General features: G+C 73.3%; 22 protein-coding genes. 18 read left to right on the top strand and 4 right to left on the bottom strand.

All coding sequences use genetic code 11. From position 1 onward, the window contains the following. The first annotated feature begins 25 nt into the window (after positions 1-25). The 12 genes from BM051_RS18325 to BM051_RS18270 all read left to right on the top strand — a co-directional run bounded on the left by BM051_RS18325 (position 26) and on the right by BM051_RS18270 (position 12,562). On the top strand, positions 26-1,540 hold the full coding sequence (locus tag BM051_RS18325; protein WP_092531556.1) for an aldehyde dehydrogenase family protein: 1,515 nt from the start codon (positions 26-28) through the stop codon (positions 1,538-1,540). A gap of 11 nt (positions 1,541-1,551) precedes the next feature. Continuing rightward, on the top strand, positions 1,552-2,313 hold the full coding sequence (locus tag BM051_RS18320; RefSeq protein ID WP_092531554.1) for a glucose 1-dehydrogenase: 762 nt from the start codon (positions 1,552-1,554) through the stop codon (positions 2,311-2,313). A gap of 33 nt (positions 2,314-2,346) precedes the next feature. Continuing rightward, positions 2,347-3,141, top strand: coding sequence for an MlaE family ABC transporter permease (locus BM051_RS18315; protein WP_092531552.1), 795 nt, complete (start codon positions 2,347-2,349; stop codon positions 3,139-3,141). 4 nt (positions 3,142-3,145) lie between these two features. Then, positions 3,146-4,009 carry an MlaE family ABC transporter permease gene (locus tag BM051_RS18310; RefSeq protein ID WP_166677622.1) on the top strand — a complete coding sequence of 288 codons (864 nt, stop codon included), beginning with the start codon at positions 3,146-3,148 and terminating at the stop codon, positions 4,007-4,009. After that, on the top strand, positions 4,006-5,376 hold the full coding sequence (locus tag BM051_RS18305) for an MCE family protein (protein WP_092531550.1): 1,371 nt from the start codon (positions 4,006-4,008) through the stop codon (positions 5,374-5,376). Before BM051_RS18310 ends, BM051_RS18305 begins: the two co-directional genes overlap by 4 nt. After that, positions 5,373-6,404, top strand: a complete 1,032-nt coding sequence (locus BM051_RS18300; protein ID WP_092531548.1) for an MCE family protein — start codon at positions 5,373-5,375, stop codon at positions 6,402-6,404. Before BM051_RS18305 ends, BM051_RS18300 begins: the two co-directional genes overlap by 4 nt. Next, on the top strand, positions 6,401-7,444 hold the full coding sequence (locus BM051_RS18295) for an MCE family protein (protein WP_092531546.1): 1,044 nt from the start codon (positions 6,401-6,403) through the stop codon (positions 7,442-7,444). Before BM051_RS18300 ends, BM051_RS18295 begins: the two co-directional genes overlap by 4 nt. Beyond that, positions 7,441-8,640, top strand: a complete 1,200-nt coding sequence (locus tag BM051_RS18290; RefSeq protein ID WP_092531544.1) for an MCE family protein — start codon at positions 7,441-7,443, stop codon at positions 8,638-8,640. The genes BM051_RS18295 and BM051_RS18290 overlap by 4 nt, the downstream gene beginning before the upstream one ends. After that, positions 8,637-9,857, top strand: coding sequence for an MCE family protein (locus BM051_RS18285; protein ID WP_243859304.1), 1,221 nt, complete (start codon positions 8,637-8,639; stop codon positions 9,855-9,857). Before BM051_RS18290 ends, BM051_RS18285 begins: the two co-directional genes overlap by 4 nt. Then, positions 9,857-11,122 (top strand): MCE family protein, encoded by a 1,266-nt coding sequence (locus BM051_RS18280; RefSeq protein ID WP_092531542.1) that lies wholly within the window; start codon positions 9,857-9,859, stop codon positions 11,120-11,122. Before BM051_RS18285 ends, BM051_RS18280 begins: the two co-directional genes overlap by 1 nt. Next, positions 11,119-11,628, top strand: a complete 510-nt coding sequence (locus BM051_RS18275; RefSeq protein ID WP_092531540.1) for a hypothetical protein — start codon at positions 11,119-11,121, stop codon at positions 11,626-11,628. The genes BM051_RS18280 and BM051_RS18275 overlap by 4 nt, the downstream gene beginning before the upstream one ends. A gap of 199 nt (positions 11,629-11,827) precedes the next feature. After that, entirely contained in the window at positions 11,828-12,562 is a 735-nt protein-coding gene (locus BM051_RS18270) for a hypothetical protein (RefSeq protein ID WP_341770773.1), read from the top strand. Between the two features lie 23 nt (positions 12,563-12,585). Here BM051_RS18270 and BM051_RS18265 read toward each other — a convergent pair whose 3' ends face one another. Genes BM051_RS18265 through BM051_RS18250 form a run of 4 tightly spaced genes read right to left on the bottom strand, consistent with a single transcriptional unit; the run spans position 12,586 to position 15,090 of the window. After that, on the bottom strand, positions 12,586-13,233 hold the full coding sequence (locus BM051_RS18265) for a hypothetical protein (RefSeq protein WP_208325862.1): 648 nt from the start codon (positions 13,231-13,233) through the stop codon (positions 12,586-12,588). Between the two features lie 5 nt (positions 13,234-13,238). Further along, complete coding sequence (locus BM051_RS18260; RefSeq protein WP_092531538.1) at positions 13,239-14,456, bottom strand: WXG100 family type VII secretion target; 1,218 nt, start codon at positions 14,454-14,456, stop codon at positions 13,239-13,241. Positions 14,457-14,468: 12 nt separating this feature from the next. Then, positions 14,469-14,756 carry a hypothetical protein gene (locus BM051_RS18255; protein ID WP_092531536.1) on the bottom strand — a complete coding sequence of 96 codons (288 nt, stop codon included), beginning with the start codon at positions 14,754-14,756 and terminating at the stop codon, positions 14,469-14,471. A gap of 4 nt (positions 14,757-14,760) precedes the next feature. After that, positions 14,761-15,090, bottom strand: coding sequence for an SAV_915 family protein (locus BM051_RS18250; protein WP_092531534.1), 330 nt, complete (start codon positions 15,088-15,090; stop codon positions 14,761-14,763). A 260-nt stretch (positions 15,091-15,350) separates the two neighbouring features. Here BM051_RS18250 and BM051_RS18245 point away from each other — a divergent pair, with 260 nt between their 5' ends. From BM051_RS18245 to ftsW, 6 genes are all read left to right on the top strand, one after another. Further along, positions 15,351-15,770: a DUF6292 family protein gene (locus tag BM051_RS18245; protein WP_092531532.1), complete on the top strand. Its 420-nt coding sequence runs from the start codon at positions 15,351-15,353 to the stop codon at positions 15,768-15,770. Between the two features lie 167 nt (positions 15,771-15,937). After that, positions 15,938-17,488, top strand: coding sequence for a UDP-N-acetylmuramoyl-L-alanyl-D-glutamate--2,6-diaminopimelate ligase (locus BM051_RS18240; RefSeq protein ID WP_092531530.1), 1,551 nt, complete (start codon positions 15,938-15,940; stop codon positions 17,486-17,488). Next, on the top strand, positions 17,485-18,966 hold the full coding sequence (locus tag BM051_RS18235) for a UDP-N-acetylmuramoyl-tripeptide--D-alanyl-D-alanine ligase (RefSeq protein WP_092531528.1): 1,482 nt from the start codon (positions 17,485-17,487) through the stop codon (positions 18,964-18,966). Before BM051_RS18240 ends, BM051_RS18235 begins: the two co-directional genes overlap by 4 nt. Beyond that, entirely contained in the window at positions 18,963-20,045 is a 1,083-nt protein-coding gene (mraY, locus tag BM051_RS18230) for a phospho-N-acetylmuramoyl-pentapeptide-transferase (RefSeq protein ID WP_092531526.1), read from the top strand. Before BM051_RS18235 ends, mraY begins: the two co-directional genes overlap by 4 nt. 5 nt (positions 20,046-20,050) lie before the next feature. Beyond that, positions 20,051-21,475, top strand: coding sequence for a UDP-N-acetylmuramoyl-L-alanine--D-glutamate ligase (gene murD, locus BM051_RS18225; RefSeq protein WP_243859305.1), 1,425 nt, complete (start codon positions 20,051-20,053; stop codon positions 21,473-21,475). Positions 21,476-21,591: 116 nt separating this feature from the next. Next, entirely contained in the window at positions 21,592-23,094 is a 1,503-nt protein-coding gene (gene ftsW, locus BM051_RS18220) for a putative lipid II flippase FtsW (RefSeq protein ID WP_092531524.1), read from the top strand. The last annotated feature ends 26 nt before the right edge of the window (positions 23,095-23,120 follow it).

The raw sequence follows: 23,120 nt of genomic DNA, 5'->3' as shown, positions 1-23,120 counted from the left end.
CCCGCCCCGACGCGAAGGAGCCATCATGACGCTCACCGTGCGACCGCACCGCGAGTCGCTCGGCCTGAAGACCGGCCAGCTCTACCTCGACGGCCAGTGGACACCGGCGCGGGAAGGGGCGAACTGGACCCACCGCCACCCGGCGACGGGGGAGGAGATCGGCGAGTTCGCCGTCGCCGGGGCGGCCGACGTCGACGACGCCGTCGCCGCCGCCCGGCGCGCCTTCGACTCCGGCACCTGGTCCAACTCCCGGGCCAGCACCCGGATCGCCGTGCTGCGCCGGTTCGCCGACCTGCTCCGCGCGCACGACGAGGAGCTGCGTTCGCTGCAGGCACTGGACAACTCCGTGCCGCTGTCGTTCAGCGGCAGCATCTACGCCACGTCGGTGGGCGCCGCGGCGGACGTGTTCGACCACCACGCCGGCTGGGTGGACAAGCTCGGCGGGCAGACCCTGCCGCCGTACCAGGGCGGCGACCACCTGGCGATGACGTTCCGCGAGCCGATCGGGGTCGTGGCCGCGATCCTGCCGTGGAACGCCCCGTTCCTGCTGTTCGCGCAGAAGGTCGCGCCGGCGCTGGCCGCCGGCTGCACGGTGGTGCTCAAGCCGTCGGAGTACGCCACGTTCACCGTGCTGCGCATGGTGGAGCTGTTCGCCGAGGCCGGGCTGCCAGCCGGGGTGCTCAACGTGGTGACCGGACCCGGCGACCCGGTGGGCGAGGCGCTGATCACCCACCGCGACGTCGACAAGGTCAGCTTCACCGGCAGCAGGGCGGTCGGCCGGCGGATCGTCGAGGCGTCGGCCGGAACCCTCAAGCGGGTGTCGCTGGAGCTCGGCGGCAAGAGCCCGGCGCTGGTCTTCGCCGACGCCCCGGACGTCGGGGTGGCCGCGGCGACCGTGGTGGGCGCGGTGACGATGGGCCTGTCCGGCCAGGCGTGCGTGGCCAACACCAGGGCACTGGTGCAGCGCGACGTCTACGACGACTTCCTCACCGCCGCGCAGGGGATGGCCGCCGCGGTGACCTACGGCGATCCGTTCGACCCCTCGGTGATCTCCTGTCCGCTGATCAACGAGCGGCAGCTCGCCCGCGTGCTCGGCTACATCGAGCGGGGCAAGGAGGAGGGCGCCCGGCTGGTGACCGGCGGCGAGCGGCTCGAGGGCGAGCTGGCCGCGGGCAACTTCGTCGCGCCGACCATCTTCGCCGACGTGCCCAACACGGCGACCATCGCGAGGGAGGAGATCTTCGGCCCGGTGCTGGCCGTGGTGCCCTTCGACGACGAGGAGGAGGCCGTGGCGCTGGCCAACGACACCGAGTACGGGCTGGGCGCCGCGGTGTTCTCCGCCGACGCGCAGCGCGCCTTCCGCGTGTCGCGCCGGCTGCGCGCCGGAACCATCGGTATCAACGGGTTCCAGATCGAACCGCACCTGCCCTTCGGCGGGTTCAAGCAGTCCGGGTTGGGCCGCGAGGGCGGGTTGTCGTCCATCGAGGCCTACACCGAGCTGAAGTCGGTGCTGATGCCGCTGACCGGCGAGTTGATGTGAGAGGCGGGCGGATGGGACGGCTCGAGGGCAAGGTCGCGCTGGTCACCGGCGCGGCCCGCGGCCAGGGCGCCGCGGCCGCGCGGCGGTTCGTGGCCGAGGGCGCGAAGGTGGTGGTCGCCGACGTGGCCGACACCGAGGGCAAGCAGCTGGCCGACGAGCTCGGCCCCTCGGCGGTCTACACGCACCTCGACGTCGGCGACGAGGACGACTGGGCGCGCGCGGTGGAGCGCACGTTGACCGAGTTCGGCGCGCTCACCGTGCTGGTCAACAACGCCGGCGTGTTGCACTTCTCCGCGCTCGCCGAGACGACGTTGGCCGACTACGAGCGGGTGATCCGGGTGAACCAGGTGGGGGCGTTTCTCGGGATGCGCTCGGTCGTTGAGCCGATGTCCGCCGCGGGCGGCGGCGCCATCGTCAACGTGTCCTCCGTGGAGGGGCTGGCCGGGATGCCGTTCCTCGTCGCCTACACCGCGAGCAAGTTCGCGATCCGCGGGATGACCAAGGTCGCGGCGCTGGAGCTCGGCGAGCGGAACATCCGGGTGAACTCGCTGCATCCCGGCATGATCGACACCAAGATGGTGCAGGATGCGGCGGGTGGCGCGGAGGTGGACCTTTCCTGGGTCGGGCGGAAGGTCGCGCTGCGGCGGGTCGGCCGGCCGGAGGAGATCGCCGAGCTCGCACTGTTCCTCGCCAGCGACGAGAGCTCGTACTGCACGGGCGGCGAGTTCGTCGCCGACGGCGGGGCCACGGCGACACACGCGCTGAAGGTCTGAGGACGGACGGAAACACCGGGCGGCGGAGGTGGCATGGGCGCTCCAGGCGGATCGACGACGATCCCCGGCTCCGCCGCGCTGGCCCAGGTGGGCCGGTTGTCCACGCTGTCCTGGGAGGTGCTGCGGGCCATCCCGCGCCGGCCGTTCCAGTTCCGCGAGTGGATCCAGCAGTGCTGGTTCTTCGCCAGCGTGACCATCCTGCCCACCGCGCTGGTGGCCATCCCGTTCGGCGCGGTGATCGCGCTGCAGCTGGGCTCGCTCACCCAGCAGATCGGCGCGCAGTCGTTCACCGGCGCGGCCAGCGCGCTGGCGATCGTGCAGCAGGCCAGCCCGCTGATCACCGCGCTGCTGGTGGCCGGCGCCGGCGGCAGCGCCGTCTGTGCCGACATCGGGGCGCGCAAGATCCGCGAGGAGATCGACGCCATGCAGGTACTCGGCGTCAATCCGATCCAGCGGCTGGTCGTGCCCAGGGTGCTCGCCGCGATCGTGGTGTCGGTCCTGCTCAACGGGCTGGTCAGCGTCGTCGGGGTGCTCGGCGGCTACTTCTTCAACGTCGTCATGCAGGGCGGCACCCCCGGCGCCTACCTGGCCAGCTTCAACGCGCTGGCCCAGCTGCCGGACCTGTGGGTCAGCGAGATCAAGGCGTTCCTGTACGGCTTCGTCGCCGGCGTGGTCGCCGCCTATCGCGGGCTGAACCCGGCGGGCGGGCCGAAGGGCGTCGGCGACGCGGTGAACCAGGCCGTGGTCATCACCTTCCTGCTGCTGTTCCTGATCAACGTCGTGCTCACCGCGATCTACCTGCAGATCGTGCCCCCGAAGGCGTTGTGACCCGATGACCGAGACCAACGCCGCCCCCACCCCACGGATGTCCGACCGGACGCTGGAGATCATCGCGCGCCCGGGTGCCGGGCTGGAGGGCTTCGGCACCCAGCTGTCGTTCTACGTTCGCGCGCTGGCCTGGGCGCCGCGCACACTGCGCCGCTACCACAGGGAGACGCTGCGGCTGCTCACCGAGGTCAGCTTCGGCACCGGGGCGCTGGCCGTCATCGGCGGCACGCTCGGCGTGATGATCGGGATGACCCTGTTCACCGGCATGGTGGTCGGCCTGCAGGGCTACTCGGCGCTCGACCAGCTCGGCACGGCCGCGTTGACCGGGTTCATCTCGGCCTACTTCAACACCCGCGAGGTCGCCCCGCTGGCCGCGGGGCTGGCGCTGTCGGCCACGGTCGGCTGCGGGTTCACCGCGCAGCTCGGCGCGATGCGGATCTCCGAGGAGATCGACGCGCTGGAGGTGATGGGCGTGCCGAGCATGCCCTACCTCGTCACCACCCGGGTGCTCGCCGGGATCGCCGCGGTGATCCCGCTCTACGCCGTCGGGCTGCTGTCGTCGTACCTGGCGTCACGGCAGATCACCATCTGGTTCTACGGCCAGTCCGCCGGCACCTACGACCACTACTTCAACCTCTTCCTGCCCCCGGAAGACGTGTTGTGGTCGTTCCTCAAGGTGATCGTCTTCAGCGCGCTGGTGATCCTGTCGCACTGCTACTACGGCTACACCGCGCGCGGCGGTCCGGCCGGTGTCGGCGTCGCGGTCGGCCGCGCGGTGCGCACCTCGATCGTGCTGATCGCCGTGCTGGACTTCTTCCTCAGCCTGGCCATCTGGGGCGCCACCACGACGGTGCGGATCGCCGGATGAGCACGCGACGGTCGGTCCTGCTGCGCAGGCTGTGGCACCAGGTGCTCGGCCTGGTGTTCCTGCTCGTCGTGGCGCTGTTCCTGGTCACCACGGTGGCGATCTACAACAAGGCGTTCACCGACTCGGTGCCGGTGCGCCTGGAGACCGACCGGGTCGGCAACCAGCTGCGCGCCGGCGCCGACGTCAAGCTCCGCGGGGTCAGGGTTGGCGAGGTGCGCGGCGTCGCCTCCCGGGGCGAGGTCGCGGTGCTGGACCTGGCGCTGGTCCCGGAACGGGTGGACGACATCCCGGCCAACGTCACCGCGCGGCTGCTGCCCAAGACGCTGTTCGGCGAGCGCTACGTGGCACTGCAGGTGCCCGAGTCGCCGGCCGCGGAGCCGATCGCCGCCGGCGCGGTGATCGGCCAGGACCGCAGCAGCACGGCGATCGAGCTGGAGCAGGTGCTCGGCAACGTGCTGCCGCTGCTGCGCTCGGTGCAGCCGCAGAAGCTGTCCAGCACGCTCACCGCCGTGTCCACCGCGCTGGAGGGGCGCGGCGAACAGCTCGGCGACACCCTCGTCCAGCTGTCCGACTACCTCGGCGAGCTGACCCCGGCGCTGCCCGACCTGAAGGCCGACATCAGCGCGCTGGGCGACGTCGCCGACACCTACCACCGGGCGGCGCCGGACTTCCTCCAGGCGCTGGCCGACCTCACCACCACCAGCCGCACCCTGCTGGAGCGGCAGCGCCAGCTCGCGGAGGTGTTCGCCACGGTGAGCACCGCGTCGGTGGACCTCACCCGGTTCCTCGAGGTGAACAAGGACAACCTGATCCGGCTCACCAGCACCGCGCAGCCGACGCTGGACGTGCTGGCCAGGTACGCGCCCGAGTATCCCTGCCTGCTCCGGCAGCTCGCCGAGTCGATCCCCGCCGCCGAGGCCGCGTTCGGCAAGGGCACCGACGAGATGAACCACGTGACCATCCGGTTCACCGCCAGCCGCGGCAAGTACCTGCCCGGCGTGGACGAGCCGCGCTACGAGGACAAGCGCGGCCCGCGCTGCTACCCGCAGGTGCCCGCGCCGGGGCGGTGGCCGCAGTACCCGCCGGACGGCCCGATCAGGGACGGCTCCAGCAAGCCGGCGCCGCCGCGCTCACCCGACGGCACCCTGCCCGGCCCGATCGGTGGCGTCGACACCGGCTTCGACAACACCGCCGGCGGCGGGTCGGCACCGGCTGGCGCGCCCGCGCTGGCCCACTCGGCGGCCGAGCGGGAGCTGATCGCCGCGCTGCGCGCGGGCCAGCTCGGCGTGTCGCCGGAGGAGATCCCCGGGTGGACGAGCCTGCTCGTCGGCCCGCTGTACCGCGGAGCGGAGGTGCGCGTGGAGTGAGGTCGTTCGTCCCCTCCCTGATCAAGATCCTGACCTTCGCGGTCGTCACCGTGCTGCTCACCGCGGTGCTCGGCGCGACGATCGCCAACACCAACTTCGGTGCCACCGCCGGCTACGTCGCCCGGTTCACCGACGCCTCGGGCCTGCAGGAGGGCGACGACGTGCGGATCGTCGGGGTGAAGGTCGGCCAGGTCGACGAGATCACCGTGGGCGAGGACAACCTGGCGCACGTCCGGTTCGACGTCGCGTCCTTGCACCGGCTGCCCGCGTCGGTCACCGCCACGGTCAAGTACCGCAACCTCGTCGGCCAGCGCTACCTGTCACTGGGCACCGAGGTGGACGAGGAGTTCCTCCCGGAGGGCGGGCAGATCCCGCCGGAACGGACTCAGCCGGCGCTGAACCTCACCGTGCTGTTCAACGGGTTCAAACCGCTGTTCGCCGCGCTCGACCCGAACGAGGTGAACCAGCTCGCCGGCGAGATCATCCAGGTCTTCCAGGGCGAGGGCGGCACGATCCGCAGCCTGCTCGCCCACACCGCGTCGCTCACCTCGGCCATCGCCGACCGGGACGAGGTGATCGGGCAGGTCATCGCCAACCTCAACCAGGTGCTCGCCACGGTGAACGGCCGAGGGCCGCAGCTGGACCAGCTGATCGACCAGACCCAGCAGCTGGTCACCGGGCTGGCCGAGCAGCGCGGGCCGATCGGTGAGGCGGTCTCGGCGCTCGGCGGGCTCACCGACGCCACCGCCGGGCTGCTCGCCGACGCGCGACCGCCGCTGCGCGAGGACATCGCCGCACTCGGCGACCTGGCCGGCAACCTCGCCGACTCCGAGCAGCTGCTCGACGAGCTGCTCGGGCTGCTGCCCACCAACCTGGAGAAGTTCACCAGGACCCTGAGCTACGGCAGCTGGTACAACTACTACCTCTGCGGGCTCACCGGCACGATCGGCGTCGAGTCGCTGAACATCACGCTGCCGTTCCTGCCGATCCCGGCCACCGAGATGCCGGAGAGGTGCCAGCCGTCATGACACCATTGCGGGAACGCAACCAGGCCGCCGTCGGCGCGGTCACCCTCGTCGTGCTGGTCCTGTCGCTGGTGGTGGTCTACTCGGCCGAGGACCTGCCGCTGTTCGGCGCCGGCACCACCTACTCGGCGCACTTCGCCGAGTCCGCCGGGCTCGAGCCGGACGACGAGGTGCAGGTGGCCGGGGTGAAGGTTGGTGAGGTCGACTCCGTCGAGCTGGCCGGCCGCACGGTGCTGGTGACCTTCCGGGTGGAGGGTATTAGGGTCGGCGCGGCCTCCACCGCGTCCATCGAGATCAAGACGTTGCTCGGGGAGAAGTTCCTCGCCCTGCGCCCGGCAGGGGACACCCCGCAGGACCCGGCCGAGCCGATCCCGCTGGAGCGCACCCGTACCCCGTTCCAGCTCCAGGACGCCTTCGAGCAGCTGTCCACCACCGTCACCGAGCTCGACACCGACCGGCTGGCGCAGAGCCTCACCGTGCTCGCCGACGCGCTCCAGGACACGCCGCCGCACCTGCGGGAGGCGCTCGACGGGCTCACCGCGCTGTCCCGCACGGTGTCCTCCCGCGACGCCGAGCTGGGCGAGCTGCTGGCGGGCGCCAGCCAGGTGTCGACGGTGCTGGCCGACCGCAACGCCCAGCTGGAGCGGGTGATCGCCGACGGCAACCTGCTGCTGTCCGAGCTGCAGCGGCGGCGGGACGCGATCAGCGCGCTGCTGCGCGGCGCCAGGGAGCTCTCCGCCGAGCTGACCGGGCTGGTCGCGGACAACCGGCGGCAGCTGCGCCCGGCGCTGGAGCGGCTGGGCACGGTCACCGACATCCTGCAGCGCAACCAGGACAACCTGAACCGCAGCCTCGCGCTGCTCGCGCCGTTCACCCGGGTCGGGGCCAACGCCACCGGCAACGGGCGTTGGTTCGAGGGCTACATCTGTGGGCTGCTCCCACCGGTGATCGTCGCCGGTGGCGCGCGGGTCAACCCGGAGGGCTGCTCGCCGCCGATCTCCGCCCCCGACCAGGGCATCACCCAGCAGGGAGGTGGCCGATGAGCGTCGACACCAGGGCCCGCCGCGGTGTGCACACCTGGCTGGCCCTCGGCTGCGTCGTGGTGCTGCTGCTCACCGCGGGGCTGTGGCTGGTGCTGCGCGACGCCGGCGGCACCCGGCTGACCGCCTACTTCGACCGCACCGTCGGGCTGTATCCGGGCTCGTCGGTGCGGGTGCTGGGCATCGACGTCGGCGAGATCACCGCGGTGACGCCGGAGGGCGGCGCGGTGCGGGTGGACCTGCGGGTCGACCAGGGGGTCCCGGTCCCGGCCGACGCCGGCGCGGTGGTGGTGGCACCGAGCCTGGTCAGCGACCGCTACGTGCAGCTCACCCCGGCCTACGAGGACGGGCCGGCGCTGCGCTCGGGCGCGGTGATCCCGCTGGAGCGCACCGCCACCCCCGCCGAGATCGACGACCTGTACGGCAGCCTGAACGAGTTGTCCACCAGCCTCGGCCCGGACGGTGCCAACGCCGGCGGCGCGCTGTCCAGGGCGCTGGACGCCGCGGCCGCCAACCTCGAGGGCAACGGGCGCAACCTCGGTGACACGGTGCGCCGGCTTGGCGAGCTGTCCCGCACCCTCGACGGGGCCAAGGGCGACCTGTTCGCCACCGTGCGCAACCTGCAGTCGTTCACGTCCATGCTGGCGGAGAGCGACCAGCAGCTCGACGAGTTCTACCGCCGGCTCGCCGACGTGGCCGGCTTCCTCGCCGAGGACTCCGACGACGTCGGCGCCGCGCTGTCCGCGCTGGGCACCGCGCTCACCGACGTGCAGGGCTTCGTCGAGGAGAACCGCGACCTGCTCTCCTCCAATGTGGACAAGCTGGCCGGGATCACCGGTGTGCTGGTGGACCAGCGCGCCGCGCTGGCGGAGGTGCTGGACGTGGGGCCCACCGGGATGACCAACTTCATCAACTCCTACGACGCCGCCTCGGGCAGCATCCAGATCCGCTACAACGCCAACGAGCTCACCCACCCGCTGCTCACCACGCTGTGCCGGCTGGTCCGCGCGGCGACCCCGGAGCAGCTGCCCGACGCGTTGCGGCCGCTGTGCGAGACGATCGCGCAGGTCGAGTCGGGCGTGCTGAAGGTGCCGTCGCTGTCGCAGATGCTCGCGTCGATGCAGCGCGGCGACCTGCCCCCGCTGCCGTTGCCGCTGGCGGACGTGCTCACCCGGGACTTCGACGGAGGTGGCCGATGAGGTGGCTGAGGGGGCTGATGTGGCGCGGCCTGCCGGTGGTCGCGGTCGCGCTGGCCGGGGCGGTCACGCTCGGCGGCTGCGGTCCCGGTGGCTTCTCCGGGCTGTACAACGCCCCGCTGCCCGGCGGCGCCGACCTCGGCGACCACCCGTACGGGGTCACCGTCCACTTCGCCGACGTGCTCGACCTGGTGCCGCAGGCCAGCGTGAAGGTCAACGACGTGCCGGTGGGCAGGGTGGACCGGATCGAGCTCGCCGAGGACACCCGCACCGCGGTGGTGCGGCTGTCCGTCAACGGCGACGTCGAGTTGCCGGCCAACGCCGAGGCCGAGCTGCGCCAGTCCAGCCTGCTCGGCGAGAAGTTCGTCGAGCTGCGCGGGCCCACCGGCGAGGCGGCGGCGGGGCGGCTGGCCGACGGCGCGGTCATTCCGGTGTCCCGCACCAACCGCAACCCGGAGGTGGAGGAGGTGCTCGGCGCGCTGTCCCTGCTGCTCAACGGCGGCGGCGTGGAGCAGCTGCGCACCATCACCGAGGAGCTCAACGCCGCGCTGGCCGGCAACGAGGTCGACATCCGCGCATTTCTGTCCAGAGTGGACACCGTGGCCACGGAGCTCGACGCGCACAAGGGCGAGATCATCCGGGCGATCGACGGGCTGAACCGGCTGTCCAGCACGCTGGTGGCGCAGACCGACAACCTCACCACCGCGCTGGACGACCTCGCGCCGGGGCTGCGGGTGCTCACCGAGCAGCGGGACCAGCTGGTCGGGATGCTGCAGTCGCTCGACCGGCTGTCCAGGGTGGCGGTGGACACCGTGCGGCAGAGCCGGGACGAGCTGGTGGCGAACCTGCGCGCGCTGGAGCCGACCCTGCGCAACCTCGCCGCGGCCGGGCAGAACCTGCCGACCGCGTTGAAGATCCTGCCGACCTACCCGCTGCCCAGTGCCGCGGGCGCCGTGGTGAAGGGCGACTACGCCAACGTGCGGGCCCGGCTGGACCTCAACCTGGACGCGATCTACCGGAACTTCGCCGACTCGTCCCAGCCGCCGTTCCGGGTGCCCACGCCCGACGTCGGGACCGCCGGCGCGGGGCCGCCCGCGCCGGCGTTGCCGTTGCCGGCGGTCGACCCGCCGAAGCTGCCGGATCTGTCCCCGCCGGCGCCAGGGGCGACGTCCGGTGGACCGCTCGGCGGCCTGCTCGGCCCGCTGCTGGGAGGCCGCTGATGCTCACCCGCACCCAGCGCGTCCAGCTGATCGCGTTCGTGGTGATCGCGATGGTGTCGGTGGTCTACGCCGGCGCCAGCTACGCCGGGCTGGACCGGCTGTTCGGCGCCCGCGGCTACGTGGTCACCGCCCGGTTGACCGACTCCGGCGGCATCTTCCCCGGCGCGGAGGTCACCTACCGCGGTGTCGCGGTGGGCCGGGTCCGCGGGCTGGAGCTGACCGATGACGGCGTCGACGTGGCACTGGACATCGACTCCGGCGCCCCGCCGATCCCCGCCGACACCGAGGCCGTGGTGGCCAACCGGTCGGCGGTGGGGGAGCAGTACGTGGACCTGCGGCCGGCCGACGGTGAGGGGCCGTACCTGACCGAGGGCTCGGTCATCGGCCGCGACCGGACGGACATCCCGCTCGCGCCGGACACCGTGCTGGCCAACCTGGACCGGCTGGTGACCAGCGTCGACCCCGGGTCGCTGCGGATCGTGGTGGACGAGAGCTACGACGCCTTCGCCGGCGCGGGCCCGGACCTGCAGCGGCTGTTGGACACGGCCGGCTCGTTCACCGCCGCCGCGACCGAGCACCTGCCGCAGACGAAGGCGCTGCTGGCCGACGGCAGGGTGGTGCTGGACACCCAGCGGCGGCAGGCGGACAACATCGTCGCGCTCGCCGAGGGCCTGCGCACCATCGCGGAGGGGCTGCGGAACGCCGACCCCGACCTGCGCCGGGTGCTGGACGAGGCCCCGGTGGTCAGCCGGCAGGTGAGCGAGGTGCTCGCGACCTCCGGCACCGACCTCGGCGTGGTGCTGGCGAACCTGCTGACCACCGCGCAGATCACCACCCTGCGGGTGGACGCGATCGAGCAGTTGCTGGTGGCCTACCCGGTGATCTCGGCGTTCACGAAGTCGGTGACGTCCAACGGGGAGGGGCACCTCGGGTTCGTGTTCAACCTGTTCGACCCGCACTCGTGCACCAAGGGCTACGAGGGCACCCGGCAGCGACCGGCCAGCGACACCACCGACGCGCCGGTGAACATGAACGCCTACTGCGCCGAGCCGCCGGGCAGCGAGACGGGGGTCCGCGGGGCGCAGAACGCGCCGTACCCCGGCCTTCCCGCCGCCCCGCCGGACCCGCCGCGGCCCTCGCCGCACGGCGGTCCGCGGCGGGACGCGCTGCCCGGGGTGCTGGGCATGGCCACCGGCGCGGCTCCGGTGGACGTCCCCGGTCTGCTCGGGCTGTCCCACCAGTCCGGACAGGGTGATGGCGGATGAGGGCGCTGGTGCAGGGGGACCGGGTGGTCGGCACGGTGCTGGCGCTGGCCGTGGCGGCGGTGCTCGCCGCGGGGGTGGCCGGCTGGGCGTGGTGGCGGGCGGCGCACGACGAGGGGTTGGCGGCCGCGCGGGAGCGGGACGACGTGCTGGCGGCGGTGTCGCGCGGGTTGGAGGTGCTCAACACCCTCGACCACCAGCATGCCGAGCGGGACGTGGACCGCTGGCTGGCGGTGACCGCGGGGCGGCTGTACGACGAGCTGTCCGGTGACCGGCGGTTGCAGCTCGACCGGGCCGCCGGGACGCGGGCGGTGTCCACCGCGGCGGTGCTGCGGGCGGCGGTGACCGAGCTGGACCGGGCGGCCGGCACCGCGCGGCTGGTGGCGGTGCTCGACGTGCGGATGGCCACCGGCGGCGAGCCGCCGGAGCCGCGGCGCAGCCGGCTGACCGTCGAGGCGAGCCGCACCGACCAGGGCTGGAAGGTGAGTTCCGTGCAGGCGGCGGGCTGACATGGGCAACACCGCGAGCACCAGGGACACCGACTCCACGCCGCCCCCACCCGGCGGCGAGCGGACCCCACCCGCCCGGAAACCCACCCCCACCAGGAAGCCCGCGTCGACGCGGAAGCCCACCCCGGCGCGGAGGCCACCCGCTGCGGAGGCCGCACCGGCCGGGGCGGCCCCATCCGGTGGGGAGGCCACGTCCGCCGTGACGGCCGCGCCGGTCGAGAAGCCCACGCCGGGCCGTGAGCCCACGCCCACCCGCGGGGCGGCGCCCACGGAGGACCGCACGCCCGATCGGGTCGGCCCTGCCGCTGGGGACGCCGCGCCGGGGGGTGGCGCGGTCGGTGGGCGTTCGGGGCGCAGCGCGCGCGGCCGAGCCCCGCGCGGCTTCGGGCTGCTGGCGCGGGGCGTCGGGCGTCCGGCCGGCGTGCGGGCCCGGCGGACCCGGCTGCTGGTCGCGCTGACCGTCGTGACCGTGCTCGGCGCGGGGGCGGCGACGTGGTTCGGCATCGAGGCCGCCGCGCTGCGGGCCGGCGACCCGGAGCGCAACGCCGCGGTGGTGGACGCGGCCGCCACCGAGGAGGTGTCGGCGCAGGTCGCGGCGGCGGTCAAGGCGGTGTTCTCCTACGACTACGCCAACCTCGCGCGCACCGAGCGGGCCGCCGCCGCGGTGCTCGTGGACCGGGCCGTGGAGCAGTACCGGGAGCACTTCGCCGCCGCCCGCGAACGAGCCGAACGCGAGCGGCTGACGCGCAGCACCACCGTGCGCGCGATCGGGGTGACCGAGCTGCGTGGCCCCGAGGCGCGGTTGCTGGTGTTCCTGGACCAGCAGACCGTCCGCGAGGGCGACGACACGGTCGAGACCTCCACCGGCCACCTCGACATCGTCGCCCGCCACGTCGACGGCCAGTGGAAGATCGCCGCCCTCACCGCCCTCTGACGGTGATATCCACCCCAAGATCGCTACGTGTCCGGTCCGCCGATGCGGTCGGAGCGGGCGCGGGGTGGCCATGGGTCGTCCAGCCGGAGCCACTTGCGGGCCAGCCGGTTGGTGGTGGCGCCGTTGGCCACCGAGTGGCGGATGCCGTTGTAGACCAGGTCCCACAGCGCCTGGTTGGCCTGGATGAGGTTCATGCCGGTGTCGGCGCTGCCGCCGTGCTGGTCGAACAGCTCGATGTGCGGGTCACCGCCCCCGCCCGGGGTCACCTTGATCTCGGTGAGTTCGTAGGTCTTGACGAAACCGCCGCGACAGTTCAGCCAGTCGGCGCCCGCCGAGATCTTGTGCCCGAGCGGGACGATGTAACCAACAGCAGCCAACCCCATGAAGACGACCCAGATGTCCCATTCGGCCATCCAGGCGAGGCCGCCGCGCTTGAAGGTAGCGATAATGCACAATCCGCCAAAGATGATTCCGGCCATCCAACGTTGCATTCGCCGATCGCCGTAGTGCCACTCCAGGGCGGGTCCCTCGCCGGCCGGCGGTTGGAGGACCTTGCGTTCGCGGTAGGGCTGGCGGGGCTCGGCGTGGTCGCCGCTGAGCGGAGCGCGCGGTGGCCGGGGCTCCCCGGTCCGGGGGTCGGGCTTGGGCGGCAGACCGTGGGTGGTGTCCATGTGGCTCACTTCGGTGGCGCGAGGCCCTGGCCGGGGGTGTTGCCGAAGTCGTCGAAGAAGGTCTCCTCCCGCATCCTATCGTGGTACCAGTCGGTCACGTCGGGGCCGAACTCCTCGACCAGGAACCCGACCCCGGTGGCCACGACGAAACCACCCACGGCGCCGACCGGCCCGCCGAACGCACTGCCGATCGCCGCGCCCGACCACGCGCCGGCCAGCAGGCCGCTTGTGTTCGAGACCACGCTGGTCGTCGGGTCCTTCCCGCCTTGGACGTCCAGGTACACGCTGCCGGCGGTGAAAGCCGCACCAGAAACCGGAACTTTCTTCAGCACGGCGAACGACTTGCTCAGGTACTGGGCGTTCTTCGGGATGAACTCTTTGAGGTTCATCGTGACGACCCGCTGGGCCGGTTTCGGGAGCTTCTCCAGCCACTTTCCGACGCGGTTGGCCTCGGCCTTGTCCAGATCCACCTTGGCGCGGGCCTGCGCGATCATCCCGGCCACCGCGTGTTGTGCCCGGGTGCCCGAGTCGAGGGTCGCGTCGCGGACGGCCTTCAGCGCGTCGTCGGCGATGGCGCCGAGGGTTGCCGCGCTGGACCGCCACGTGCCCTGCTGGGCGAGGTATCCGGCGGCGAGCCCGGTGAGGAAGTCCGAGCTGTTGATGTGCCACTTGTCGGCGACGTTGCCGAGGTACTTCAGCAGCAGGGTCTGGGAGTCGTTCTCGATCTGCCGGGCCTCGATCACCACGGCGGAGCACTCGGCGTAGGCCTTGGCCCGCTCGACCCAGGCCAGCCAGCGGTCCTGCGCGAACCCGTAGCCCTCGAACTGGGACTTGGTCGCGTCGGCTGGCAGCGGCTCCGGTCGTGGGGGCGGCGGGCCGGGGTCGTGGATGGTCGTGTCGGTGCACGGCAGGCCGGCGGCCGTGGCGATCTCGACGGCCTGGCGCATCCGCGCCCTGACCGTGTCGATGTCGGCCGCGTGCAGCTCCAGCGCCGCCGCCGTCCCGATCCAGCCGTCCGCCAGCCCGTCGGCACCCGGTCTGAGGTCGCCCATCGCGCCGTGGAAGCCCGACGAGCCGTCACCCGTCCATCCGTCGTAGGCCCGACGGGACGCGGCGAGGACGGAGTCGGCCACCTCCTCGACGGACTGGCCCGCCGCGCGCATCGCCGTCGCCGTGGCGCGGAGGCTGTCCGGGTCGGCCTCGACGTGGATGTTGAGCGTCATCGTTCTCCCTGGTCACACCGGCTTCGGGCCCGGTTTCGGCAACGCGTTCCTGGCGTTGTCCTCGGCCAGTTGGTAGTCGTCTCGACCGGTGGTGACCGCATCGGCGGCACCGGCCAGCTTCGCGGTCAACGCGAAGGTCTGCTCCGCGAGGTGGGCCATGACCCCCGCGACGGCGCCGGTGACCAGGCCGGCCTGTGGCGCGGGCGGCGGTGCCACCGTGTCGAGGTCGTGGGCGGCCGTGCGGAGAATTCCGGCCACGTCGTGCAGGACTTGTGGATCGACGCGATATCCACCGGCCATTCCGTCATACCTCCGAGTCGTCTGGTTCGCCGTACTGGCGGTCCGCCGGGTCGATGAGCGCGTCCCACAGCACGGTGTCCGCCTGCGCGAGGTACCGGAACTCCTCGATCGCCTCGGCGCGCAGCGCCAGCCACGGTTGCTCGTCACCGCAGCCGTCGACGAGCCGGTCCAGCGAGGTGAACACCAGCATCGCCCGCCTGCCGTCGGCCAGTTCGCGAAGCACCAGCGCGGCCTCCGCGCCGCGCAGCGGTGCGGCCGTGGGGGTGTAGAGCACCGTGGGCGCCTCGTCGTCGGCGATCAGCTCCGTGCCGAGCAGCGGCCGGGAAACCTCCACCGGCCGATCCCGGCCGTGATCCGGTGGTTCGCCATGACCCATTTCGGCTCCCCCCTCCCATGGTTTGCCCCAGTGGCAAACCATAACGACGGGTAGCCGAGTGAATGCCAGTCAATGGCCGCCATCTCCCCCGTTCGGCCCAGTCAGCCGTATTCGTGATCGCCGCACGCTTTCCGGGAAGGACACGATCTTCGGTTGACGAACCGCGTCCGCGCGCCGACTCGTCGGCCGCGCGCGGGGTCGTCGCCTATCGTGGCGTCATGCGCGCCTTCTCGCAGAGCATCTCTCCGATGGCTCGCGGCCTGGCCGCCTACGTGCGCACGGTGGCGGAAGCCGTCGGCGTGCCCGAGGAAGCAGTCGACTTCGAGGTCAGCGACACCGCGACCGCCTACCTGGGCCTGGCCCGGCGCTGGCGGAACCGGCCGGAGCACGACCTGATGCTCGTGTGGAGCGAGCGGCACGGGTGGTCCCTGGCGGCGGAGACCGAGCCCACGCAGGACCCGGTGGTCCTCGCCCACTTCGGCCCCGACCTCGTGCCCGCGCCGGCCGAGGTGGCCCGGTTCGTCACCGACGTGCTCGCCGGCCACGGGCGCGGCCGCCCCCGCCCGGACCTGTCGGTGGCCGACGACCGCGCCCGGCTCACCGAGCTCCTCGGCGCCTACCTTCCCGGTCCCCGCTGACGATCTCGACCGGACCCGCCCGCGCGCCGGAAACCGACCACTCGCGCCGAGATGCGCCGCCCGGCACCGCGTCGCAGCGCCCAACCGCCCCGCCGGTAACCTTCCCGGCTGTGTCTGTCCCCAATGATGGGCCGGCGACGTCCGAGGGCCGGGTTCCGGACCAACCGGTGAAGGCCGTCGTGGCGCCGCCGCGGCCCGACCGGACCGAGCCGGTGCCGCTGACCACGCTCGTCGCCCGCGCCGACGCCCGGCTGGTGCCCGAGGCGGACGCCGACCCCGGCGCCGAGCCGATGATCACCGGTGCCACCCTGCGCGCGCAGCACGTCCTGCCCGGCGACCTCTTCGCCGCGCTGCCCGGCGCCCGCGCCCACGGCGCCGACTTCGCCGCCGACGCCATCGCCGCCGGCGCCGTCGCCGTGCTCACCGACCCCACCGGCGCCGAGCGCCCCGCCCTGCGCGACGCCCCCGTCCCGGTGCTGGTGCATCCCGACCCGCGCGGCGTGCTCGGCGCGATCGCCGCCTGGATCTACGGCGAGCCGTCGCTGCGGCTGTCCGTCCTGGGCGTCACCGGCACCTCCGGCAAGACCACCACCGCCTACCTCGTCGAGTCGGGTCTGCGCGCCGCCGGGCACGTCACCGGCCTGATCGGCACCGTCGAGACCCGCATCGCCGGCGAGCGGCTGGCCAGCGCCTTCACCACCCCGGAGGCCCCCGACCTGCAGGCGCTGTTCGCGGTGATGGCCGAGCGCGGCGTCACCCACGTGCCGATGGAGGTCTCCAGCCACGCGCTGGCGCTCGGCAGGGTCAACGGCATCCGCTTCGCCGTCGGCGCGTTCACCAACCTCTCCCAGGACCACCTCGACTTCCACCGTGACATGGAGGACTACTTCGCGGCGAAGTCGTTGCTGTTCGACGGCCGGTCGACCACCGAGGTGGTGGTGATCGACAGCGCGTGGGGCCAGGCGCTGGTCACCCCGCACACCGTCACCGTCTCCACCGAGCCGGACAGCACCGCCGCGTGGTGGGCCTCCGACATCGCCACCACCGACACCGGCGAGCAGACCTTCCTGCTGCACGGCCCGGACGGCCGCGCGGTCCCGGCCAGCATGCCGCTGCCCGGCACGTTCAACGTCGCCAACGCGGTGCTCGCCGCCGCGGTGCTCGACGTCGCCGGCGTCGCCACCGAGCACATCGTCGCCGGCCTCGCCACCGTGGAGGTGCCCGGCCGGATGGAGCGGGTGTACCTCGGCCAGCCGTTCACCGCGGTGGTCGACTACGCGCACAAGCCCGCCGCCGTGGCGCAGGCGCTGCAGGCGTTGCGGGCCCGCGCCGAGGGCAGGGTGATCACCGTGCTCGGCTGCGGCGGCGACCGGGACATCGCCAAGCGCCCGATGATGGGCGAGGCCGCCGCCCGCGGCAGCGACGTGCTGATCGTGACCGACGACAACCCGCGCGGCGAGGACCCGGCCGCCATCCGCGCCGCCATGCTGGCCGGCGCGAGGGCGGTCGGCCAGTCCGAGGGCTGCGAGATCCTGGAGATCGGCGACCGCAGGGCCGCGATCGTCGCCGCCGTCGGGCGGGCCCGGCCCGGTGACGTCGTGCTCGTCGCCGGCAAGGGCCACGAGACCGGCCAGGAGATCGAGGGCGTCGTGCACCCCTTCTCCGACCGCGACGAGCTGGAGGCCGCCATCCGGGACGAGGTCGAGGGAGCCGGATGATCGAGCTGACACTGGCCGAGATCGCCGAGATCGTCGGCGGCCGGCCACACCACACCGACGGCACCCCTCGGGTGACCGGCACCGTGGAGTTCGACACCCGCCGGCTCACCCCCGGCGGCCTGTTCGTCGCGCTGCCGGGGGAACGGGTCGACGGGCACGACTTCGCCGCCACGGCCGTCGCCGCCGGCGCCGCCGGCGTGCTCGCCGCCAGGGAGGTCGACGCCCCCGCGGTCGTCGTGCCGCCGCTGCCGCCCGGCCGCGCCCACGAGCGCTCGGTGGCGCTCGCCGGCGACACCGACGGCTCCGGCGCGGCCGTGCTCGCCGCGCTGGCCGCGCTCGCCCGGCACGTGGTCACCGAGCTGGCCAGGGACCGGCTCACCGTGGTCGGGGTGACCGGCTCCTCCGGCAAGACCTCCACCAAGGACCTGATCGCCCAGCTGCTGGAGCCGCTCGGCCCGACGGTCGCACCGCCCGGCTCGTTCAACAACGAGCTGGGCCACCCGTGGACGGCGTTGCGCGCCGACCGGGACACCCGGCACCTGGTGCTGGAGCTGTCCGCGCGCGGCCCGGGGCACATCGCCGAGCTGGCCGCGGTCGCCCCGCCGCGGATCGGCGTGGTGCTCAACGTCGGCAGCGCCCACGTCGGGGAGTTCGGCTCCCGGGAGGCCATCGCCAAGACCAAGGGCGAGCTGCCCGAGGCGCTGCCGCCCGGCGGCGTCGCCGTGCTCAACGTCGACGACCCGCTGGTCGCCGCGATGGCCGAGCGCACCCGCGCCAGGGTGGTCGGGGTCGGTGCGGGCCCCGCCGCGACCGTGCGCGCCGCGGACGTCCGGCTCGACGAGCAGGCCCGCGCGTCCTTCCGGCTGGTCACCCCGGCGGGGGAGGCACCGGTGCGGCTGCCGTTGCACGGCGAGCACCACGTGGGCAACGCGCTCGCCGCCGCCGCGGTCGCGCTCGAGCTGGGCACCCCGGTCGAGCTGGTCGCCGAGCGGCTGAGCGCGGTGCGCCGCCGGTCGGAGCGGCGGATGGAGGTGGTCACCCGCGCCGACGGGGTCACCGTGCTCAACGACTCGTACAACGCCAACCCGGAGTCGGTGCGCGCCGCGTTGAAGACGCTCGCCTCGATGAGCCGCGGCCGGCGCTCCTGGGCGGTCCTCGGCGTCATGGGCGAGCTGGGGGCCGATAGCGTGGCCGCGCACGACGAGATCGGCCGCCTCGCGGTGCGGCTGGACATCAACCGGCTCGTGGTGGTCGGCGGGGAGGGCTCCCCAGCGGCCCCGATGCACTACGGCGCGAGCCACGAGGGTTCATGGGGAGAGGAGTCCGTCCTGGTTCCCGACACCGACGCCGCGATCGCGCTGCTGCGCGCGCAGGTGCGTCCGGACGACGTGGTCCTGGTGAAGGCGTCCAAGGTCGCCGAGCTGTGGCGGGTGGCCGAGGCGCTGCTCGCCGACGAGCCGCGGGGCGGTGACGCGTGATCAGCATCCTGATCGCGGCGTCGATCGGCCTGCTGGTGTCGATCCTGCTCACGCCCTACCTGATTCGGGTGTTCTCCCGGCAGGGCTTCGGCCAGGAGATCCGCGAGGAGGGACCGCAGGGCCACAGGTCCAAGCGCGGCACCCCGACCATGGGTGGTGTCGCCATCCTGATCGCGCTGGTGGCCGGCTACTTCGTCGCGCACGTCATCGACTGGATGCGGGGCTCGCCCAACGGCCCCACCGCCTCGGGGCTGATCGTCCTGTTCCTGGCCGTGGGCCTGGGCATCGTCGGGTTCCTCGACGACTTCATCAAGATCCGCAAACAGCGCAACCTCGGGCTGAACAAGACCGCGAAGCTGGTCGGCCAGCTCGTCGTCGCGGTGACCTTCGCGGTACTGGTGCTGCAGTTTCCCGACGCCAACGGCCTCACCCCGGCCTCGCAGCACCTGTCGTACGTGCGCGACCTCGCGCTGATCTTCCTGCCGCTGCCGGTGTTCATCGTGTTCTGCTACGTGGTGATCTCCGGCTGGTCGAACGCGGTGAACTTCACCGACGGGCTCGACGGCCTCGCCGGCGGCGCGTCGGCGATGGTGATGTCCACCTACGTGGTGATCTCGTTCTGGCAGGCCCGGCTGAGCTGCCAGGAGACCCCGCAGGCTGCCTGCTACGTGGTCCGCGACCCGCTCGACCTCGCGGTCGTCGCGGCCGCCGCGGCCGGCGCGTGCGTCGGCTTCCTGTGGTGGAACGCCGCGCCGGCGAAGATCTTCATGGGCGACACCGGCTCGCTGGCCCTCGGCGGTCTGGTCGCCGGGCTGTCCGTCACCACCCGCACCGAGCTGCTGGCGATCGTCATCGGCGGGCTGTTCATGGTGGAGATGCTGTCCGTGGTGGCGCAGATCGCGGTGTTCCGCACCACCCGGCGCCGGCTGTTCCGGATGGCCCCGTTCCACCACCACTTCGAGCTCGCCGGCTGGGCGGAGACCACCGTCATCATCCGGTTCTGGCTGCTCGCGGCCATCTGCTGCATGTTCGGCCTCGGGCTGTTCTACAGCGAGCAGCTCGCCGCCGCGGGAGCCTGAGCACCATGGGTGGCGGGACCGGCGCGGGCGCCGCGATGTCGTCGCCGGAGCTGGCCGGGCGCGCGGTGCTGGTCGCCGGTGCCGGGGTGACCGGCCGGTCGGTCGCGGCGGCGCTCGCCGAGGCCGGCGCGACGGTGACGGTCACCGACGGCGACGCGGACCGGCTGGCCGAGCTGGAGCCGCTCGGCGTCGAGCTGGTGCCGGGCCTGACCGCGCCGCCGGAGGGCACCTCCCTGGTGGTGACCAGCCCGGGCTGGCGGCCGGCGGCACCCCTGCTGGTGGCCGCGGCCGACCGCGGTGTCGAGGTGATCGGCGACGTCGAGCTGGCCTGGCGGATCGGCCGGCACCGGGCCCGGCCGCCGGTGTGGCTCGCGGTGACCGGCACCAACGGCAAGACCACCACGGTCGGCATGCTGGAGTCGATCCTGCGCGCCGCCGGGCGGGACGCGGTGGCCTGCGGCAACGTGGGCTTCGCCGTGCTCGACGCGGTGCGCGCCGGGCACGAGGTGCTCGCCGTCGAGCTGTCCAGCTACCAGCTGTACTGGTCGCGCACCCTCGCCCCGGCGGCGTCCGTGGTGCTCAACGTGGCCGAGGACCACCTGGACTGGCACGGCTCGATGGCGGCCTACGCCGCGGCCAAGGGCCGGATCCACGAGCGGTCCGGCACGGTCGTGCACACCGTGGGCGACGCGTGGTCCACCCGGCTCGCCACCGACCACGCCCCCGCCGGGGCCACCCACGTGGGGTGCACCCTCGCCGTCCCCCGCCCCGGCGAGCTCGGCGTGGTGGAGGACCTGCTGGTCGACCGCGCGTTCGTCGCCGACCCGCGCACCGGCGCCGAGGAGCTCGCCGGGCTCGCCGACGTCCGCCCCGCCGGCCCGCACAACGTCACCAACGCGCTGGCCGCGGCCGCGCTGGCCAGGGCCACCGGGCTGCCCGCCGAGGCGGTGGCCGAGGGGCTGCGCCGCTACCGGCCGGCGGCGCACCGGGCCGTCGAGGTGGGCGAGGTCGCCGGGGTCCGCTACGTCGACGACTCGAAGGCGACCAACCCACACGCCGCGGCCGGGTCGCTGCTGGCCCACGCCAGCGTGGTGTGGATCGCCGGCGGGCAGCTGAAGGGCGCCTCGGTGGACGAGCTGGTCGCCGCGGTGGCCGACCGGCTGCGCGGGGTCGTCCTGCTGGGTGCCGACGCGGACGTGATCGCCGCCGCGCTCGCGCGACACGCCCCGGATGTCCCCGTCCAGCGCCTACTTTCGGGTGACGATGACCCCATGACCGCGGCGGTGCGGCTGGCCGGTGGGATGGCGCGTCCCGGTGACGTGGTGCTGCTGGCCCCGGCCGCCGCGTCGCTGGACATGTTCCGCGACTACGCGCACCGCGGCGACGCGTTCGTCGCGGCGGTGCGCGCGCTGGCGGCCGACGGGAGGTGAGGGCGTGCCGGACAGCCAGCCGGGCTTCCCGCGTACCGGCGTGGCCCCGCCGGCCGGTGCGGTGCCGGGCACGGTGGCCGGAGGCGGTGCCCGGCCGGGTGTAGCGGGGTCGCCGCATGACCGTGGTTGACCGGGACGGCGGTGCTCCCGGTGCTCCCGGCACGCGCGGCACCCGTGGTGACCGGGCCGAGCGGCCGGCGCGCCGGCGCGGGGAGCGCCACGAGCGCGGCCGCGGTGCGGTGCGCACCGCGCTGACCGCGTGGCTGTCCCGGCCGCTGGCCGACTTCCACCTGATCCTCGCCATCTGCGGCCTGCTCACCGCGCTCGGCACGATCATGGTGCTGTCCGCGTCGTCGGTGGCCTCCTACGACCCGCGCACCGGCGAGTCGGTCTACGCCCAGTTCCAGAAGCACGTCCTGTTCGTCGCGATCGGCGGCATCGTGTTCTGGCTGGGCCTGCGGATCCCGCTGAAGCGCACCCGGCGGCTGTCCGCCACCGGCATGGTGGTCTGCCTCGGCCTGCTCGCGCTGGTGCTGACCCCGCTCGGGACGAGCGTCAACGGCTCGCAGGGCTGGTTCGTGCTCGGGCCGCTGTCCCTGCAGCCGGTCGAGGTCGCGAAGGTCGCGCTCGCCCTGTGGGGCGCGCACATCCTGGTCACCAAGTACCACCTGCTGCACCAGTGGCGGCACCTGCTGGTGCCGGTGGTGCCGGCCGCGCTGCTGATGTTCGCGCTGGTGATGGCCCAGCCCGACCTCGGTGGCACCATCACCCTCGGCGTGGTGCTGATGGCGCTGTTGTGGTTCGCCGGCGCGCCGAAGCGGCTGTTCGCGGTGATCTTCCTCGGCGGGGTGGTGGGCGCCGTCGTGCTCGCCCTGGTCGCGCAGTACCGGCTGGCGAGGGTGACGGCGTTCCTCAACCCCGCCGCCGACCCGATGGGCAAGGGCCTGCAGGCCCGGCAGGCGCTCTACGCGCTGGCCGACGGTGGGCTGTTCGGCAAGGGGCTCGGGCAGGGCCAGTCGAAGTGGGCCTACCTGCCCAACGTCCAGCACGACTTCATCTTCGCGCTGATCGGCGAGGAGCTCGGCTTCGTCGGTTGCGCCGCGGTGATCGGGCTGTTCGTGCTGCTCGCCGTGGTCGGCCTGCGGATCGCGGTGCGCAACCTGGACCCCTGGATCCGGATCGTCGCCGGCACGCTCACCGCGTGGCTGGTCGCCCAGGCCGCCATCAACATGGGTTACGTCGTGAACCTGCTTCCGGTCACCGGGGTCACCCTGCCGCTGATCTCCTACGGCGGCACGTCCCTGGTGGTGACCATGCTGCTGTTCGGTCTGCTGGCCAACTGCGCCCGGCACGAGCCGGAGGCGGTCGCCGCACTGCGCACCCAGGGACCGGGTAAGTTCGGGAAACTGATGCGGCTGCCCGCGCCGGACCCCTACCGGCCGCCGGCACGGCGCCGCGGCTCGGGCCGCGGCGGCTCCGGCCGGTCCGGTCGGCCGGCGGCACGGGGCGCCCGGTCCGCGGCGGTCGCCGACCGCCGCCGCGCGGCCCCCGAGTACGGTCGGCGGTCTTCGGCCCGTGGTGGCACACGGGGAACGTCGAGTCGGAGAGGACGTAGGTGAGCGAGCCGGCAACCGTGCCTTCCGGA

Origin of the sequence: Amycolatopsis arida, assembly GCF_900115565.1 — a bacterium.
Classification (GTDB): Bacteria; Actinomycetota; Actinomycetes; order Mycobacteriales; family Pseudonocardiaceae; genus Yuhushiella; species Yuhushiella arida.
The sequence above is the reverse complement of the archived record's forward strand: the minus strand, read 5'-3'. Positions and strand labels throughout refer to the sequence as shown.